Source organism: Janthinobacterium sp. 1_2014MBL_MicDiv, from assembly GCF_001865675.1.
In the GTDB taxonomy this organism is placed as follows: domain Bacteria; phylum Pseudomonadota; class Gammaproteobacteria; order Burkholderiales; family Burkholderiaceae_D; genus Janthinobacterium.
The window spans coordinates 3,564,268-3,579,643 of the sequence record NZ_CP011319.1 but is presented as its reverse complement, the minus strand read 5'-3'; the positions used below and the strand labels follow the sequence as shown (position 1 = coordinate 3,579,643).

The 15,376-nt window shown below is 66.0% G+C and carries 11 protein-coding genes and 1 pseudogene; 11 read left to right on the top strand and 1 reads right to left on the bottom strand.

Features of this window, described 5'->3' with window-relative positions; translation table 11 throughout:
* Positions 1-3: 3 nt before the first annotated feature.
* The 9 genes and pseudogenes from YQ44_RS15440 (at position 4) to cobA (ending at position 10,142) form a co-directional block, all read left to right on the top strand.
* Positions 4-1,950 (top strand): bifunctional 5-dehydro-2-deoxygluconokinase/5-dehydro-2-deoxyphosphogluconate aldolase, encoded by a 1,947-nt coding sequence (locus YQ44_RS15440; protein ID WP_071324151.1) that lies wholly within the window; start codon positions 4-6, stop codon positions 1,948-1,950.
* Positions 1,947-3,818, top strand: a complete 1,872-nt coding sequence (gene iolD / locus YQ44_RS15435; RefSeq protein WP_071324150.1) for a 3D-(3,5/4)-trihydroxycyclohexane-1,2-dione acylhydrolase (decyclizing) — start codon at positions 1,947-1,949, stop codon at positions 3,816-3,818. Before YQ44_RS15440 ends, iolD begins: the two co-directional genes overlap by 4 nt.
* 1 nt (position 3,819) lies before the next feature.
* On the top strand, positions 3,820-4,734 hold the full coding sequence (iolE, locus tag YQ44_RS15430; RefSeq protein WP_071324149.1) for a myo-inosose-2 dehydratase: 915 nt from the start codon (positions 3,820-3,822) through the stop codon (positions 4,732-4,734).
* The gene (gene iolB, locus YQ44_RS15425; protein WP_071324148.1) at positions 4,731-5,531 is read left to right on the top strand and encodes a 5-deoxy-glucuronate isomerase; all 801 of its coding nucleotides are present in this window, start codon (positions 4,731-4,733) and stop codon (positions 5,529-5,531) included. Before iolE ends, iolB begins: the two co-directional genes overlap by 4 nt.
* A gap of 11 nt (positions 5,532-5,542) precedes the next feature.
* Entirely contained in the window at positions 5,543-7,042 is a 1,500-nt protein-coding gene (locus YQ44_RS15420) for a CoA-acylating methylmalonate-semialdehyde dehydrogenase (protein WP_071324147.1), read from the top strand.
* 3 nt (positions 7,043-7,045) lie between these two features.
* Positions 7,046-7,303 (top strand): annotated as a pseudogene (locus YQ44_RS15415) (methylmalonate-semialdehyde dehydrogenase (CoA acylating)); the annotation flags it as partial.
* A 64-nt stretch (positions 7,304-7,367) separates the two neighbouring features.
* Positions 7,368-8,021 (top strand): ANTAR domain-containing response regulator, encoded by a 654-nt coding sequence (locus tag YQ44_RS15410; RefSeq protein ID WP_071324145.1) that lies wholly within the window; start codon positions 7,368-7,370, stop codon positions 8,019-8,021.
* A gap of 157 nt (positions 8,022-8,178) precedes the next feature.
* Complete coding sequence (locus YQ44_RS15405; RefSeq protein WP_071324144.1) at positions 8,179-9,357, top strand: CmpA/NrtA family ABC transporter substrate-binding protein; 1,179 nt, start codon at positions 8,179-8,181, stop codon at positions 9,355-9,357.
* A gap of 14 nt (positions 9,358-9,371) precedes the next feature.
* A complete protein-coding gene (gene cobA, locus YQ44_RS15400; RefSeq protein WP_071324143.1) occupies positions 9,372-10,142 on the top strand; it encodes a uroporphyrinogen-III C-methyltransferase in 771 nt (256 codons plus the stop codon).
* Between the two features lie 10 nt (positions 10,143-10,152).
* Here the strand turns inward: cobA and YQ44_RS15395 are convergent, their stop codons facing one another.
* On the bottom strand, positions 10,153-11,160 hold the full coding sequence (locus YQ44_RS15395; protein WP_071324142.1) for a cyclase family protein: 1,008 nt from the start codon (positions 11,158-11,160) through the stop codon (positions 10,153-10,155).
* 107 nt (positions 11,161-11,267) lie between these two features.
* Here YQ44_RS15395 and YQ44_RS15390 point away from each other — a divergent pair, with 107 nt between their 5' ends.
* Complete coding sequence (locus YQ44_RS15390; protein WP_071324141.1) at positions 11,268-12,158, top strand: LysR family transcriptional regulator; 891 nt, start codon at positions 11,268-11,270, stop codon at positions 12,156-12,158.
* Between the two features lie 137 nt (positions 12,159-12,295).
* On the top strand, positions 12,296-15,319 hold the full coding sequence (locus YQ44_RS15385; RefSeq protein ID WP_071324140.1) for a CHASE domain-containing protein: 3,024 nt from the start codon (positions 12,296-12,298) through the stop codon (positions 15,317-15,319).
* Positions 15,320-15,376 lie beyond the last annotated feature (57 nt).

The window sequence follows — 15,376 nt, the reverse complement described above, 5'->3', positions numbered from 1 at the left end:
GCCATGAATAATTCCACACAATTTGCCCAGGGCCGCGCGCTCGACGTGATCTGCCTGGGCCGTCTGGCGGTGGACCTGTACGCGCAGCAAATCGGCAGTCCGCTGGAAGACGCCACCAGCTTCGCCAAGTACCTGGGCGGCTCGTCGGCGAACATCGCCTTCGGCACGGCCCGCCTGGGCCTGAAATCGGCCATGCTGTCGAAGGTGGGCGACGACCACATGGGACGATTCCTCACCGATACCTTGTCGAAGGAAGGCTGCGACGTCAGCCATGTCGGCATCGACCGCGACCGCCTGACGGCGCTGGTGATGCTGGGCATCAAGGACAAGAATACCTTTCCCCTGATTTTTTACCGCGACAATTGCGCCGACATGGCCATCGACCCGGCGTCGGTGGATGCGGCCTTCATTGCCTCGAGCAAAGCCTTGCTGATCACCGGCACGCATTTCTCCACGGCTGCCATGCATGGCGTCAGCATGCAGGCGCTGACGCTGGCGCGGGCCAGCAATGTGCGCACCGTGCTCGATATCGATTACCGGCCCGTGCTGTGGGGCTTGTCGGGCAAGGCCGATGGCGAAACGCGTTTCGTCTCGAACGAGGGCGTGACCCGCCACCTGCAGGCCATCCTGCCGCAGTTCGACCTGATCGTCGGCACGGAAGAGGAATTCATGATCGCCGGCGGCGGCGCCGACATCATGGCGTCCTTGCGCGCCGTGCGGGCCGCCACCGTGGCCACGCTCGTCGTCAAGCGGGGCCCGCTGGGCAGCGCCGTCATCGACAGCGTGGTGCCGGCCAGCCTCGACGATGCGTATAACTACCGTGGCGTGCGCGTCGACGTGCTCAATGTGCTGGGCGCGGGCGATGCCTTCCTTTCCGGTTTCCTGAAAGGCTGGCTGCGCGGCGAGGATTACGAAGCGTGCTGCCGCTATGCGAATGGCTGCGGCGCGCTGGTCGTGTCGCGCCACGGTTGCGCGCCGGCCATGCCGTCGCCCGTCGAACTCGACTACTTCCTCGCCAACGCGGCGAAACTCACGCAGCCGGACCAGGACGCCACCTTGTCCCGTTTGCACCGCACGACGGTGGCGCGCCCGCAGTGGGAGGAACTGTGCGTGTTCGCCTTCGACCACCGCACGCAATTTTTCGAGCTGGCGCAACAGACGGGGGCGCCCGAATCGCGTATCTCCGCCTTGAAACAGCTGATGGTGCAAGCCGTGGCGCAGACGGAAACGGCATTGAAATTGACGGGCAAGACGGGCGTGCTGATCGATGGCCGCTATGGCGTCGACGCCCTCAACGATGCGACGGGACGCGGCTGGTGGATAGGCCGTCCCGTGGAATTGCCCGGTTCGAATCCCTTGCAATTCGACTGGGGCCGCTCCATCGGCTCGCATCTCGTCAGCTGGCCGAAGGAACACGTGATCAAGTGCCTGGTGCAGCTGCATCCGGACGACGCCGTGGAAAACCGCCTGGAACAGGAAGCGCAGATCAAGGCCCTGTATGACGCGGCGCAAGTGAGCGGTCACGAACTCTTGCTCGAAGTCATACCGCCGGACTGGCTGCCGCACGGCGACGATACGGTCTTGCGCGCCGTCAAGCGCCTGTACAACCTGGGCATCTATCCCGAATGGTGGAAGCTGGAAAGCATGACGGCCAAGCAGTGGCAAGCGATCGATGCCCTCGTGCACGAGCGCGATCCGTACTGCCGTGGCGTGGTGCTGCTGGGCTTGAATGCCCCCATCGCCGCGCTGGCCGCCAGTTTCGAACAGGCCAGTGCCAGCACCACTTGCCGTGGCTTCATGGTGGGACGCACGATCTTCCAGGAGCCGAGCCGCCGCTGGCTGGCCGGCGAACTCGACGATGCGGGCCTGATCGCCGCCGTGCGCGCCAACTTCGAGCAGCTGATTTCCCTGTGGCAGCGCACGCGCAACCGCCTGGAGCGTGCGGCATGAGCGCGACCCTGCACAAGACCATCCGCCTGACCATGGCGCAGGCCCTGGTGCGCTACCTGGCCGCCCTGCGCACGGACGATGGCGAGGGGGGCTTGATTCCCTTGTTCGGCGGCGCCTTCGCCATCTTTGGCCATGGCAACGTGGCCGGCCTGGGCGAAGCGCTGTACCAGTATCGGGAGCAATTTCCCACCTACCGCGCCCACAACGAGCAGGCGATGGCGCACTCGGCCATCGCCTATGCCAAGGCCCACATGCGCCGGCGCATGATGGCCGTCACCACGTCCATCGGCCCCGGCGCCACGAATCTGCTCACCGCCGCCGCCCTGGCCCACGTCAACCGTCTGCCCGTGCTGCTGTTGCCCGGCGACGTGTTCGTCTCGCGCGCACCGGACCCGGTCTTGCAGCAGCTGGAAGACATGGGCGACGGCAGCGTCACGGTGAATGACGCCTTCAAGCCGCTGTCGCGCTACTTCGACCGCATCGTGTATCCGGAACAGTTGCTGACGGCCTTGCCGCGCGCCATCGCCGCCTTGACGGACCCGGCCGCCTGCGGCCCCGTCACCTTGTCGCTGCCGCAAGACGTGCAGACGATGGCGCATGACTATCCGGCCGATTTTTTTGAACCGAGAATCGTGCGTTTCCGCGCCGTGCCGCCGGTCGAATGCGAACTGGACGAGGCGGCCGCCTTGCTGCAGGGCGCGAAACAGCCGCTGATCGTGGCCGGTGGCGGCGTGTTGTACGGCAAGGCCAGCGCCGCCTTGCAGGCGTTTGCCGAGCGCCATGGCATACCGGTCGCGGAAACCCAGGCGGGGAAAAGTTCCTTGCCGTGGAATCACCCGCTGCAGCTGGGCGCCATCGGCGTGACGGGGTCGCCGGCCGCGAATGCGCTGGCAGCGGAGGCGGACGTCGTGCTGGCCGTCGGCACGCGTTTGCAGGACTTTACGACGGGGTCGAACTCGCTGTTTGCGCAAGCGCAACTGATCAGCGTCAACGTGAACAGTTTCGACGTGCTGAAGGGCCGTGGCCTGGGCTTGCAGGCGGACGCCACTCTGGGATTGCAGGGCCTGTCGCGCCGGCTCGACGGCTGGAACAGCGCCGGCCAGTGGATGGACCGCGCGCAGCAGGCGGGCCAGGCATGGCGCGACACCGTGCTGGCCATCACGGGCCAGCGCGAAGTCGCCGGTCTGCCGTATGACGGCGAAGTCATCGGCGCCGTGCAGCGCTCATCGCCGGAGTCGACGTCGCGCGACATCGTCGTCTGCGCGGCAGGGACCTTGCCGGCCGAACTGCACAAGCTGTGGCGGACGAGTACGCCCGGCGGCTACCACATGGAATACGGCTATTCGTGCATGGGCTATGAAATTGCCGGCGGCCTCGGCGTGAAGATGGCGAAACCGCAGGCGGAAGTCATCGTCATGGTGGGCGATGGCAGCTACCTGATGATGAATTCGGAAATCGCCACTTCCGTCATGCTGGACAAGAAACTCATCATCGTCGTGCTCGACAACCGTGGCTACGGCTGCATCAACCGCCTGCAGCAGGCTTGCGGCAATGCGCCGTTCAACAATATGCTGGCCGACTGCCTGCAGGCGGGCGAGGGCGCTCCCGTCATCGACTTTGCCCTGCATGCGCGCGCGCTGGGTGCCCTCAGCGAACATGCGGCTTCCATTGCCGAACTGGAGCAAGCCATGCTGCGCGCCCGCGCCGCGCCGCGCACGTATGTGATCTGCATCAATACGGACGATACGCGCACGACCGAAGAGGGCGGCTGCTGGTGGGAAGTGGCCGTGCCGGAAGTGTCGACCCAGGCTGGCGTGCAGCTTGCCCGCGCCCGTTATGAAACCGATCGCCAGAAACAAAGGAATTGAAATGAACACATGGAATGTCAAGATCGGCATCAACCCGATCTCGTGGATGAACGACGATTTGCCGAGCCTGGGCGGCGAGACGCCGCTGGAAACGGCGCTGAAGGAGGGCGCCGAGATCGGCTATGCCGGTTTCGAGCTGGGCAACAAGTTCCCGAAGGAAGCGTCCGCCCTGAATGCGGTGCTGGGCAAGTATGGCCTGGCATGCGTTTCCGGCTGGTATTCGGGCCGCCTGGCGCAGCGCTCCGTGGAAGAAGAGATCGCTTCCGTGGCAGCGCATTTACGCTTGCTGGCCGACAGCGGCGCCACCGTCATGGTGTATGGCGAAGTGGCGGACGCCATCCAGGGCGAAGCGCGCCCGCTGTATAAGCGTCCGCGTTTCCAGTCGCCGCAGCAATGGCAGGCGTATGCCGATAAATTGACGGCCTTTGCCGCGCATTTGCTGGCGCACGGCGTGCGCCTCGCTTACCACCACCATATGGGCGCTTACGTGGAAACCCCGGCGGACGTGGATCAATTGATGGCCTTGACGGGGCCGGAAGTGGGACTGCTGTTCGATACCGGTCATATCACGTTCGCCGGCGGCGACGCGCTGGCCGTGCTGAACAAGCATATCGAACGCATCTGCCACGTGCATTGCAAGGATGTGCGGCCCAACGTGGTGAAACTGGCGCGCAATGGCCACTGGAGCTTTTTGCAAGCCGTCATCAATGGCGCGTTCAGCGTGCCCGGCGACGGCAGCATCGACTTTCCGGCGATTTTGACGCGCTTGTATCTGCACGGCTATGAAGGCTGGCTGGTGGTGGAAGCGGAACAGGATCCGGCCGTCGCCCCCAGCTACCAGTACGCGAAGATGGGCCATGATTGCCTTGCCAAGCTCGTCGAGGCGATTCCCCGCCTGGGCCGGGAGGCGGCATGAGCCCGCTGCTGGTGAAGGCCAGCCAGGCCGGCGGCAAGATCGTGGAAGTCACGCCCGAGTCCGCCGGCTGGACGCATGTGGGCTTTGCCGCCCACCGCCTGGCGGCCGGAGAACGGTTGAGCCAGGAAACGGGGATGCGCGAACTGTGCATCGTCGTGCTGACGGGCACGGTCACCGTCAAGGCCGGTGAACAGGAGTGGCGCGACATCGGCGAACGCGCCAGCGTCTTCGAGGAGCGTTCGCCGTATGCCGTGTATGTGCCGTGCGGCATGCCAGTGCGCATCACGGCCGTGACCGCAGCCGAAGTGGCGCTGTGCAGCGCGCCGGCCACGACCCAGCGTGCGGCGCGGCTGATCGACCCGCAGTCGATGACGCGCTCCGTGCGTGGCAAGGGTGCCAATACGCGCTATGTGTGCGACATCCTGCCGCAAACGGAAGAGGCCGATGGCTTGCTGGTGGTGGAAGTGCTGACGCCGTCCGGCCATTCGTCGAGTTATCCGCCGCACAAGCACGATAGCGACAATGTGCCGCTGGAAAGTTCGTTGGAGGAAACGTATTACCACCGCCTCAATCCCGAGCAGGGTTTCGCGTATCAACGGGTCTACACGGATGACCGCAGCATCGACGAAGCGATGGCCGTGGAAAACCACGATGTCGTGATGGTGCCGCGCGGCTACCACCCCGTCACCGTGCCGTATGGCTATGACGGCTACTACCTGAACGTGATGGCCGGCCCGAAACGCGTGTGGCACTTCAAGAACGACCCGGCCCATGAATGGCTGATGAACACCAAATAAAAGGAATCACAATGACGACGCAGCAGATTGGCCACTTTATCGGTGGCAACCCCATGGCTTCGCGCTCCGAGCGCACGAGCGAGGTTTTCAATCCCGCCACGGGCGCAGTGACGGCGAAAGTGGCGCTGGCCACGCCATCGGAGCTGAACGCGGCCGTGGCCGCCGCCCACGCGGCTTTTCCCGCCTGGTCGCAAACCTCGCCCTTGCGCCGCGCCAGGGTCATGTTCAAGTTCAAGGAATTGCTGGAAGAACATTCGGACCAGCTGGCGGCCCTGATCACGGCCGAGCACGGCAAGGTGTTCACGGATGCCAAGGGCGAAGTGACGCGCGGCATCGAAGTGGTCGAGTTCGCCTGCGGCATTCCGCAAATGATGAAGGGCGAGTATTCGGAGCAGGTGGCCGGCGGCATCGACGCCTGGTCGATCCGCCAGGCGCTGGGCGTGTGCGTCGGCATCACGCCATTCAATTTCCCCGTCATGGTGCCGATGTGGATGTTCCCGATGGCCATAGCCTGCGGCAATACCTTTGTCTTGAAGCCGTCCGAGCGCGACCCGTCGGCCAGCCTGCTGCTGGCGCAGCTGCTGACCGACGCCGGCTTGCCCGACGGCGTCTTCAACGTGGTGCAGGGTGATAAAGAGGCGGTGGACGGCTTGCTGCACCACCCGGACGTGCGCGCCGTCAGCTTTGTCGGTTCCACGCCGATTGCCGAATACATCTATGCCACGGGCTGCGCGCAGGGCAAGCGCGTGCAGGCGCTGGGCGGGGCGAAAAACCACATGGTGGTCTTGCCCGACGCCGATATTGCGCAAACGGTCGATGCGCTGATGGGCGCGGCGTTCGGCTCGGCCGGCGAGCGCTGCATGGCCATTTCCGTTGTCGTGGCCGTGGGCAATGTGGGCGACCAGCTGGTCGAGGCGCTCGTGCCGCGCATCGCGGCGTTAAAGATTACGCAGGGCATGGATTTGAAGGCGGAAATGGGCCCTGTCGTCACGCAAGTGCACAAGGACAAGATCGCCGGCTACATCGCCACCGGCGTCAAGGAAGGCGCCAAGCTGGTCAGCGATGGGCGCGGCTTCGTCCTGCCTGGCCATGAAAAGGGCTTTTTCCTCGGCGGCAGCCTGTTCGACCATGTCACGCCGGAAATGACGATCTACAAGGAAGAAATCTTCGGTCCCGTGCTGTGCATCGTGCGCGTACCCGATTTTGCCACCGCGCTGGATCTGGTCAACGCGCACGAGTACGGCAACGGCACGGCCATCTACACGCGTGACGGCAATACGGCACGCGAATACACGCACCGCGTGCAGGTGGGGATGGTAGGGGTGAACGTGCCGATCCCCGTGCCGATGGCCTTCCACAGCTTCGGCGGCTGGAAGCGCAGCCTGTTTGGCGACCACCATGCGCATGGCCCGGAATCCGTGCGTTTCTATACGAAGCAGAAGGCGGTGACGCAGCGCTGGCCGGCGTCGACGGCGGCGGGCGCCGAGTTTGCCATGCCGACCTTGAAATAAACCGGTCCAGACTGCACGCGGCGCGCGGGTACACGCACCGCGCGCAGGCGGGCAGGGATGGAAAAAGCCGGCGTCAGCGTGCCGATCCCCGTGCCGATGGCCTTCCACAGCTTCGGCGGCTGGAAGCGCAGCCTGTTTGGCGACCACCACGCGCATGGCCCGGAATCCGTGCGTTTCTATACGAAGCAGAAGGCCGTGACGCAGCGCTGGCCGGCGTCGACGGCGGCGGGCGCCGAGTTTGCCATGCCGACCCTGAAGTAATTCCATCTGGTTCGCTTCTTGCTTACTGCAGTGATTAATCGTTTAGCCACTGCAGATCGCCCCCATGACGTCCAGCCGTACCCCGCCAGCGCCGGATCGCCCCTTGCGCATTGTTGTCGTCAATCCCATCGTCGAGCACGGCGTGCACGCGGACGTGGCCCTGGCGGCGCAAGCCCGGCGTGGCAATGCCTTGCGTATCGGCTTGCTGGAATCGGGCTTCGACATCGTCGCCTCGCTGCCAGCCGACCTCTACCTCCCTGAGCGCATCGCGCAACTGCAGCCGGACCTCATCATCATCGACGCCGAATCGGATGCGCGCGACGTGCTCGAGCACATCGTCATCGCCACGCGCGACGAGCGCCGCCCCATCGTGCTGTTCACGGAAGACGGCGCCACGGCCAGCATCGATGCGGCCATGGCGGCCGGCGTGTCCGCGTATATCGTGGCCGGCCTGCAAGCCGAGCGCATCCAGCCCGTGCTGAACGTGGCGCTGGCGCGCTTTCGCCAGGAAGAAAAACTGCGCGCGGAATTGCTCGACACGCGGCACAAGTTGCAGGAGCGCAAGGTCATCGAGCGGGCCAAGGGCCTGTTGATGACGCACCACGGCTTGACGGAAGAGCAGGCTTACCAGCGCCTGCGCAGCATGGCCATGAACAAGAAGTTGAAACTGGCGGACATCGCCCAGCGCATCCTCGACGTGGAAGACTTGCTGGGATGAATCGCGCCTTTCCTGATACATGGTGGTGCAATGCACCATTCCGGTGCGTTTCCAGCTTCAGCGGACAGGGCGTGCACAGGCACGTTCCTTGCTGCTGGATGGGCATGGCCTTGCCCCTGCCGGCGCGGCAAAACAGTACTTATCAGTAAGGAATGGTATGACAGAGAAAACGGGCGCCAGCGCCCACGTGATGCGATCGCTGCATCCGGAAAAACAGACGATACGCATCGGCTACTTGCCGCTGACCGATTGCGCCTCGCTGGTCATGGCGGCAAGGCTGGGCCTGGATGAGAAATATGGCATCAAGATCGAACTGAGCCGCGAGATGTCGTGGGCCGGCGTGCGCGACAAATTGCATAGCGGGGAACTCGATGCGGCCCACGTCTTGTACGGCCTCGTGTATGGCGTGCAGATGGGCATCGGCGGCCAGCCCAGCGACATGGCCGTGCTGATGAACCTCAATCACAGCGGCCAGGCCGTGACCGTGTCGGCGGCGCTGGCGCGCGAGGGCGCCGTCGATGGCCCGTCGCTGGCGACGGCCATGCGCGCCATGCGACGACCGCTTGCGTTTGCGCATACTTTTCCAACAGGTAACCATGCGATGCTGCTGCAATACTGGCTGGCCGCGCACGGCATCGACCCGCTGCGCGACGCGCGCGTGATGACGGTGCCGCCGTCGCAGATGGTGGCGGCCTTGCGCGCCGGCCAGATGGATGGCTTTTGCGCGGGCGAGCCGTGGGGTTACAAGGCCATCGTCGATGGCGTGGGCGTGACGGCCGTCACCAGCCAGGATATCTGGCCCGACCATCCGGGCAAGGTGCTGGGCACCAGCGCCGCGTTCGCGCGCGCCTGCCCGAACACTTGCCGCGCCCTCATCGCCGCCGTGCTCGAGGCGGGGCGCTGGATCGACGCCAGCGATGCCAACCGGCTGGCGATGGCGGCCATCCTGGCCGAGCCGGCCTACCTGAATACGTCGCAGGACCTGCTGGCGCCGCGCATTCTCGGCCATTACCAGGATGGACTGGGCAAGACCTGGAACGATGCGCACGGTTTGAAATTCCATGATGGCGGCGCCGTCAATTTTCCCTACCTGTCCGACGCCATGTGGTTCGTGAGCCAGCACCGGCGCTGGGGCTTGCTGCGCGACGAACCCGACTATCTGGGCGTGGCGCGGCAGGTGAACCGCATCGACCTGTACCGCCAGGCGGCGGAAATGACGCAGACGCCCGTGCCGACGGCGCTCATGCGCAGCTCGACCCTGTGCGACGGCGTGCTGTGGGACGGCAGCGCGCCGGAAGCGTATGCGGCGTCGTTCGCCATTGGCCATTTTTTCTGACTGGAGAGTGCATCATGGCACGACAAGGCTGCGTTACCCTCGTGGGCGCCGGTCCCGGCGACCCGGACTTGCTGACATTGAAAGCCGTGAAAACCATCGCGCGGGCCGACGTGGTGCTGATTGACGACCTGGTCAATCCCGCAGTGCTGGCGCATGCGGCGCCCGGCGTGCGCGTGGTCGAGGTGGGCAAGCGGGGCGGCTGCGCCTCGACGCCGCAAGCGTTCATCGAGCGCCTGATGCTGGCCGAAGCGCGCGCCGGCCAGCGGGTGGTGCGCCTGAAAGGGGGCGACCCCTATCTGTTTGGGCGCGGCGGCGAAGAGCGCGCCTATCTGCGCAGCCATGGCGTGGCCGTCGAGGTCATACCCGGCATCAGCAGCGGCCTGGCCGCACCAATGGGCATCGGCGTGCCGCTGACGCACCGCGGCTGGAGCCAAGGCGCGATTTTCGTCACGGGACATGGCAAGGATGGCGCGTCTGAGCCGAACTGGTTTGCGCTGGCGCAAAGCGGCCTCACCCTCGTCATCTACATGGGCGTGGCCAGGGTGGCGGCCATCCAGGCCGGCTTGCTGGCCGGCGGCATGGCGCCCGGCACGCCGGTGGCTGTCGTGCAATCGGCCAGCCTGCCGGCGCAGCGCCAGTTGCTGGGCACCTTGCAAAGCCTGCCCGGCGACTTGCTGGCCAGCGGCCTGGGCAGTCCCAGCATCATCGTCGTGGGCGACGTGGTGCGCTGTGCCGATGCCTGGGATGACCATGGCGCGGGCCGGCCGCTGGCCGTTTCCGCCTGAAGCGGACGGCTTAGCGGATCGGCAGGGCCACGGGGCGGATGGGCGCCGCGTCGCCGCCACGGAATTTCAGCGAGGCGCCGATGAAGGCGAACTGGTAGACCTTGTCGCGCGACAAGGCTTCCAGGTCGACCAGCTCCATGATGGGCGTGCCCTGCTGCGCCAGCAGATAAGTGTGTACGGGCAGGTAGTTGCCGGCCACTTCGGACGGAAACGCTTCAAAGCTCAGGTTATCCGCGCCCACTACCATGGCGCCGCCATCTTCGACGAGGAATTTGGCGGCATCGAGCGACAGGCCGGGCGGATTGGCCATGTACGCTTGCGCCTGCTCATAGTCCTGCATGCGGCCCGTGCGTATCAGCACCACGTCGCCCTTTTCCAGCGTCACCTTCTGGCGTGCCAGCGCGGCGCGCAAATCCTGCCGCGTGACCCGGTAATTGTCGGGCAGCTGCGATAGCCCCTTGGCCACGGCCACGTCGATCAGCACGCCGCGCGCGACGATGGGCGGCAGCTTTTCCGCGCCCGTCACCGTCCAGCCCCGGTCGCCCAGGTATTGCTCTTCCGTAAAACCGTTCCAGATCTTGCCGTTCAAGCCGAAATGGTTGAGGGCGTCGATATGCGTGCCCATGTGTGCATACATGGAGACGGCCGAGCCCGTGTAGCTGACGTGGCGGTTCATCTGCTCGCCCACGTTCATCGAGTCGGCCACCACATTGCCTTTCGGCGTGTGCGTCATCCACATCAGGTAGGGCGGGTCGCCTGCCGCCTGCCAGCTGGGCATGCCGATATAGAAATCGACGGCCAGGTCATAGCTCTTGCCGCCGTCGATGCGGGCCAGGATGGCGGCGCGCGAGGCCGGCGTCATCAGGTTCAGGCGCCCGATCTCGTCTTTCGGGCCCCAGGGGCTGATGCCCACTTCGGGCGGGGCGGCGGCCGGACTGACCGGCGTGGCGTGTGCTGCGCCAGCCAGCAGGGCCAGCAGCAAGGGCAGGGTTTTCAGGGAGGAAGAGAATGGGGACATGGGAACTCCTTGCATGACGGTGAATGAGAAGCCACCATCATATTGTTTTCCATTTCGATGATAATCAGCGATAAAATAATAATATATTTAACCAGAAGGAAAGAATGATGGATGTCCTCGCGCACATGCGCGTATTTCGCGCCGTGGTAGAACGCGACAGTTTCAGCAAGGCGGCGCTGGAGCTGAACCAGTCGGCGGCCGCCATCAGCAAGCAGGTGCGCCAGCTCGAGGAACGGCTGGGCACCCTGCTGCTGGTGCGCACGACGCGGCGCATGAGCTTGTCGGACAGCGGCCGCGCCTACTACCTCGAATGCTGCCGCCTGCTCGACGAGATCGCCGCGCTGGAACTGGCCACGCGCGGCTGCGCCGGCAAGGTGGCGGGGCGATTGCGCGTCAACGTGCCGCTGTCGTTCGGCCTGAAGGTGCTGTCGCCGCTGCTGCCCGTGTTCATGGCGCGTTATCCCGAGGTGAAGCTGGAGCTGACCCTCGACGACCGGCTGCGCGACGTCGTCGGCGAGGGCTATGACGTGTCGCTGCGCATCCGCGCCGCGCTGGCCGATTCGACCCTCGTGGCGCGCCGCCTGGGCGAAGTCGAGCAGATGATCTGCGCGGCGCCCGCCTACCTGGCGCGGCGCGGCACACCCCGGCAGGCGCTCGACCTGCACGGCCACGATTGCCTGGCCTACCGGCTGGCCGACAGTCCCGGCATCTGGCAGCTCGACGGCCCGGAAGGGGCGAGCAGCATCGTGCTGCCCGTGCGCTTTTCCGCCGACAGCAGCCTGCTGCTGGCCGACATGCTGGTGGCCGGCATGGGCGTGGGCGCGCTGCCGTCGTTCGTTGCCGCGCCGCTGCTGGCCAGCGGCGCCCTGGCGCGCGTGCTGCCGTCGCACGGCATGGCCAGGCGCGGCGTGTATGCGCTGTACCCGGACGGCCGCCATGTGCCGCAGAAGGTGCGCGCCTTTTGCGATTTCCTGGCCGAGGCGCTGCAGGCGGGCTAGCTACCAGGTGCTTTCCAGGGCAACCATCGCGCGGGCTTTTTTTCGTCCGCAAACGCGTGGGGCGGGGGCTTTGATAGTATCCTCGTGCTGTGCGCACTTGCGCCCCACATTCGAGGAACCGGAATAAGCGATCGACAATGCACACTTTGAGCAAGGGCGGGGCGGTATCAGGCATCGGAATCTGGGCGGGAGGACTGCTGCTGGCACTGGCGGTGGGCGGCGCGCTGTATGCGGGGGCGGCGCGCACCGTCAACGACGATGCCGAGCAGCGTTTCGACAACCTCACGCACGGCGCCCAGCACAGCCTGGCCACGCGCGTGAAAAGCTATTCCGACCTGCTGCGCGGGCTCGAAGCCCTGTTCCGCACCAGCGACCCGCTGACGCGCCGGCAGTTCCACGACTATGTCGGCGGCCTTGATATCGCGCGCCAGTTTCCCGCCATCGAATCGGTCAACTATGCCGTGGCGGTCACGCAGGCGCAGCGCGCGGCCTTTATCGAGGCCGTGCGCCAGGACCGCAGCCTGGCGCCGGGCGGCTATCCGGCCTTCACCATCCGGCCCGCCGGCGAGCGGCCCGAATACACGGTGCTGACCTACCTGGAACCCGATTCCCTGCTGGGTGAACGCATGGGCGTCGATATCGGCGCCAATCCGCTGGTGGCGCGGGCCCTGAACCAGGCGCGCGACAGCGGCGAAATCAGCGCGTCGGGACAGGTAATCATGATCAAGGGGCCGCCCGCGCACGTGGGCCTGGGCATGCGCCTGCCCGTGTACCGCAACGGCATGCCGCAGGGCAGCGTGGCCGAGCGCCGCGCCGCCTACCAGGGGTCCGTGGGCATCGGCTTCGGCGTGGCGCAGCTCGTGCACAGCGCGCTCGAACGCAGCGCGCTCGAACCGCTGCACCTGACCCTGTACAGCGCCGCCGAAGCGCTGCCCGCCGATGGCGTGCTGCGTATCACGCCGCAGGACCGCCTGCTGTTCAACGATGACGGCGACCTGGCCGCGGCGCCGCCCCGGCCCGGCAGCGATGCCGCGTATTTCGACCAGGTGCTGCCGGTGGCCTACCAGGGCGGCCTGTGGAAAGCCCATTTCCGCGTCCGCAAGGCGGAGCTGTACAGCGGCTTCGACCGCTATTTTCCGTGGCTGGCGCTGGCCGTCGGCATGGCGGGCACCCTGCTGATCTATGGCTATATCTACACGCTGTACCGCTCGCGTCGTCGCGCGGTGGCGCAGCGCGTCCTGCTCGATACGGTGCTCGACAGCGTCGACGCCTACGTCTACATGAAGGATGCCGACCTGCGCTACCGCTACGTGAACGCGCGCACGGCGACGATCCTGGGGCGCTCCGCGGAACAGGTGATCGGCCGCCAGGATGGGGAATTGATGGTCGGCGATGCGGCTGCCGCCGCGCAGCGCACGGAACGCCAGGTCTTCGACAGCGGCGCCAAGTTCGTCGGCGAGGAGCGCTTCGTCGACGCGCAAGGCCAGGTGCACCACCTGTGGAGCGTGAAGGTGCCACTCGGCTTGCCCGGTCCCGTGACGGGGCTGATCGGCCTGTCCACCGACGTCACGGAGCTGCACCGGCTCAAGGAGCAGGCCGATGCGGCCAGCCAGGCCAAGAGCGACTTCCTGTCGAACATGAGCCATGAAATCCGCACGCCGATGAACAGCATCATCGGCATGGCGCACCTGGCCCTGAAGTCGGTGGCCGACGTGCGCCAGCGCGACTATCTGCAAAAAATCTACCATTCGGGCCAGCACCTGCTGGGCCTGATCAACGACATCCTCGATTTTTCCAAGATCGAGGCGGGCAAGCTGGAACTGGAAGTGCTGGACTTCCGCCTCGATACCTTGCTGGCGAATATCGCCAGCCAGCTGGGCGACGCGGCCGCCGTCAAGGGGCTGACCTTGCAGTTCGATATTGCGCTCGACCTGCCGCAGCGCTGGCGCGGCGATCCGCTGCGCCTGGAGCAGGTCTTGCTGAACCTGGTCAGCAACGCCATCAAGTTTTCCGACAATGCCAGCATCTTCGTGCGCGTGCGCCAGTCCGAGGAGCGCGGCAGCCACAGCATGCTGCGCTTCGAGGTGCAGGACCGCGGCATCGGCATGAACCAGGAGGAGGTGGCGCAGCTGTTCCGCTCCTTCCACCAGGCCGACCCGTCGACCACGCGCAAGTATGGCGGCAGCGGACTGGGACTGGTGATCAGCAAGCAGCTCGCTGAGCTGATGAAAGGCAAGGTGGGCGTGTACAGCCAGCCGGGCCTGGGCAGCACCTTCTGGTTCACGGCGCGCCTGGAAAAGAGCGTGCCGGCCAGCGACGACAGCATCGCCCAGGTGGAGCCGGAGGTGCTGGGCGTGATCCGCGGTGCCTCCATCCTGCTGGTGGAAGATAACGTCTTCAGCCAGCAGGTGGGCTGCGAACTGCTGGAAGACGCGGGCGCCACCGTGTGCGTGGCCGGCAATGGCCGCGAAGCGCTCGAGCTGCTGTCCCGGCAGCGCTACGACTGCGTGCTGATGGATGTGCAGATGCCGGAAATGGACGGCTTCGAGGCGACGCGCCGCATCCGCGCCGACCCGCTTTTGTCCGGCCTGCTGGTGATCGCCATGACGGCCAACGCGGGCAGCGAGGACCGCGCGCGCTGCCTCGAGGCGGGCATGGACGAATTCGTCACCAAGCCGATCGCGCCCAACCTGCTGTTCCACCTGCTGGCGAAATGGTTCCGCCTGCGTGGCGGCATCGGCCATGGGCAGCTGGCGGCCCGGGCGGACGGCATGGCGCCGGTCCCGCGCGCGGCGCCCGAGCGGCGCGACACGGCCATCCTCGACCTGGCCACGCTGGCCCTGACCTTCAGCAACGACAGCGTCAAGATGCGCAAGTACGCGCAGCTGTTCCTGGATACGGCGCGCGACGGCATCGCCGAAATGGAGCAGGCGATGGCGCTGCAGGACCTGGGGCGCCTGGCCGACCTGGGGCACCGCAGCAAGTCGTCGGCGCTGGCCGTGGGCGCGCATGCGTTTGCCGCGCTGTGCCAGTCGATCGAAGGCTTGCGCCGCGATGGCGGCATGGAGCAGGCGCGCGCACTGCTGGCGGCGCTGGAGCCGGCGCTGGCGCAGGTGGCCGAACAAATTTCACTGGAATTTGCCGCCAGCGACGCCCCCTGACGCGGGAGCGGCGATAATACGCGTTTTGCGCCTGCGCCACGATGGCCGCAGGCGCGC